2 rRNA genes are annotated in these 3423 nt (G+C 55.4%); both read right to left on the bottom strand.

Annotated features, from left to right (window positions below):
- Positions 1–50: 50 nt before the first annotated feature.
- Positions 51–167, bottom strand: a 5S ribosomal RNA gene (gene rrf, locus JNB61_RS19795).
- A 118-nt stretch (positions 168–285) separates the two neighbouring features.
- Positions 286–3389 (bottom strand): 23S ribosomal RNA (locus JNB61_RS19790).
- Positions 3390–3423 lie beyond the last annotated feature (34 nt).

Raw genomic sequence — 3423 nt, 5'->3', positions numbered from 1 at the left:
GTTAACGCGAAATGGCCACCCTGCGTTGGGTGGCCATTTCGTGAAGGGGTGTCCGGCGGTGTCCTACTCTCCCACAGGGTCCCCCCTGCAGTACCATCGGCGCTGAGAGGCTTAGCTTCCGGGTTCGGAATGGGACCGGGCGTTTCCCTCTCGCTATGGCCGCCGTAACTCTGTTGATGTTTCGGTGTTCACAACGTGAAGTGTGTGTGTTGTTGTGTGTCCCGACCGTACATCGGGAACCACTCAGTGGACGCGAGCTGTTGTCCCCACCCGGGGGTGGGGGGTGTTTTCAAGTCGTCGGCTTATTAGTACCAGTCAGCTGCACACGTTGCCGTGCTTCCACATCTGGCCTATCAACCCAGTAGTCTGGCTGGGAGCCTCTCACCCGAAGGTATGGAAGTCTCATCTTGAGGCCGGCTTCCCGCTTAGATGCTTTCAGCGGTTATCCATCCCGAACGTAGCTAACCAGCGGTGCACTTGGCAGTACAACTGGCACACCAGAGGTTCGTCCAACCCGGTCCTCTCGTACTAGGGTCAGATCCTCTCAAACTTCCTACGCGCGCAGCGGATAGGGACCGAACTGTCTCACGACGTTCTAAACCCAGCTCGCGTACCGCTTTAATGGGCGAACAGCCCAACCCTTGGGACCTACTCCAGCCCCAGGATGCGACGAGCCGACATCGAGGTGCCAAACCATGCCGTCGATATGGACTCTTGGGCAAGATCAGCCTGTTATCCCCGAGGTACCTTTTATCCGTTGAGCGACAGCGCTTCCACAAGCCACTGCCGGATCACTAGTCCCGACTTTCGTCCCTGCTCGACCTGTCAGTCTCACAGTCAAGCTCCCTTGTGCACTTACACTCGCCACCTGATTGCCAACCAGGTTGAGGGAACCTTTGGGCGCCTCCGTTACTTTTTGGGAGGCAACCGCCCCAGTTAAACTACCCACCAGGCACTGTCCCTGAACCGGATTACGGTTCGAAGTTAGACATCCAGAGTGACCAGAGTGGTATTTCAACAACGACTCCACCATAACTGGCGTCATGGTTTCATAGTCTCCCACCTATCCTACACAAGCCACACCGAACACCAATACCAAGCTGTAGTAAAGGTCACGGGGTCTTTCCGTCCTGCTGCGCGTAACGAGCATCTTTACTCGTAGTGCAATTTCGCCGAGTTCGCGGTTGAGACAGTTGGGAAGTCGTTACGCCATTCGTGCAGGTCGGAACTTACCCGACAAGGAATTTCGCTACCTTAGGATGGTTATAGTTACCACCGCCGTTTACTGGGGCTTAAATTCTGAGCTTCGCCTTGCGGCTGACCCGTCCTCTTAACCTTCCAGCACCGGGCAGGCGTCAGTCCGTATACATCGTCTTGCGACTTGGCACGGACCTGTGTTTTTAGTAAACAGTCGCTACCCACTAGTCTCTGCGGCCACCACACCCTTTTTGGAGCAAGTCCATATAAGTGGATGGCCCCCCTTCTCCCGAAGTTACGGGGGCATTTTGCCGAGTTCCTTAACCACGATTCTCTCGATCTCCTCGGTATTCTCTACCTGACCACCTGAGTCGGTTTGGGGTACGGGCAGCTAGAACCTCGCGTCGATGCTTTTCTCGGCAGCATAGGATCACCCACTTTTCATCCGCATCGTGTCTCAGCCTCACGAGTCACGGATTTGCCTATGACTCGGCCTACGCACTTGCCCCGGGACAACCATCGCCCGGGATGGGCTACCTTCCTGCGTCACACCTGTTAATACGCTAACCGCACCAGCATGGGGTCGTACGCTAGGCCCACAGCATCACCCCGAAGGGATCCGTCAGTGGGATTCAGATACTTAGCACTACTGGATTGATTGGGGCGGTTCTTCGCCGGTACGGGAATATCAACCCGTTGTCCATCGACTACGCCTGTCGGCCTCGCCTTAGGTCCCGACTTACCCAGGGAAGATTAGCTTGACCCTGGAACCCTTGGTCTTTCGGAGGACGTGTTTCTCACACGTCTTTCGCTACTCATGCCTGCATTCTCACTCGTGTAGCGTCCACGGCTGGGTCACCCCGCCGCTTCACTCGCCACACGACGCTCTCCTACCCATCAACACGGCTGGACCACGAAGGCCTACCAATAATGTCAATGCCACAACTTCGGTGGCGTGCTTGAGCCCCGTTACATTGTCGGCGCGGAATCACTTGACCAGTGAGCTATTACGCACTCTTTCAAGGGTGGCTGCTTCTAAGCCAACCTCCTGGTTGTCTAAGCAACTCCACATCCTTTCCCACTTAGCACGCGCTTAGGGACCTTAGATGGTGGTCTGGGTTGTTTCCCTCTCGACTATGAAGCTTATCCCCCACAGTCTCACTGCTGCGCTCTCACTTACCGGCATTCGGAGTTTGGCTGACGTCAGTAACCTTGTAGGGCCCATCGGCCATCCAGTAGCTCTACCTCCGGCAAGAAACACGCAACGCTGCACCTAAATGCATTTCGGAGAGAACCAGCTATCACGAAGTTTGATTGGCCTTTCACCCCTATCCACAGCTCATCCCCTCAGTTTTCAACCTAAGTGGGTTCGGCCCTCCACGACGTCTTACCGTCGCTTCAGCCTGGCCATGGATAGATCACTTCGCTTCGGGTCTAGGACATGCGACTCAATCGCCCTATTCAGACTCGCTTTCGCTACGGCTACCCCACCCGGGTTAACCTCGCCACATATCGCTAACTCGCAGGCTCATTCTTCAAAAGGCACGCTGTCACACCTACCAGGGGTGCTCCAACGGTTTGTAAGCAAACGGTTTCAGGTACTATTTCACTCCCCTCCCGGGGTACTTTTCACCTTTCCCTCACGGTACTTGTCCGCTATCGGTCATCTGGGAGTATTTAGGCTTATCAGGTGGTCCTGACAGATTCACACGGGATTTCTCGGGCCCCGTGCTACTTGGGATACGCTCCACGCCAGAACACGCATTTCGACTACGGGGCTGGCACCCACTCTGGCCCGCCTTTCAAGACGGTTCGTCTATACGCTTCTGTCACGTCGACCACTCGGCAGAATGATCAGGAACGTCCCGCAACCCCCCACATGCAACGCCTGCCGGCTCTCACACACATGAGGTTTAGCCTCATCCGATTTCGCTCGCCACTACTCACGGAATCACGGTTGTTTTCTCTTCCTGTGGGTACTGAGATGTTTCACTTCCCCACGTTCCCTCTACCCGCCCTATATATTCAGGCGGGAGTCACTGGGTCAGCACGCCGCCCAGCGGGGTTTCCCCATTCGGACACCCTCGGATCAAAACTTGCTTATCAGTTCCCCGAGGCTTATCGCAGATTGCTACGTCCTTCTTCGGCTCCAGATGCCAAGGCATCCACCGTTTGCTCTTAAAGACTTGAAAACATGAGAATCAAAACTCGACCACACTCCGAAGA

The organism is Microbacterium ureisolvens, from assembly GCF_019511645.1.
In the GTDB taxonomy this organism is placed as follows: domain Bacteria; phylum Actinomycetota; class Actinomycetes; order Actinomycetales; family Microbacteriaceae; genus Microbacterium; species Microbacterium ureisolvens_A.
The sequence above is the reverse complement of the archived record's forward strand: the minus strand, read 5'-3'. Positions and strand labels throughout refer to the sequence as shown.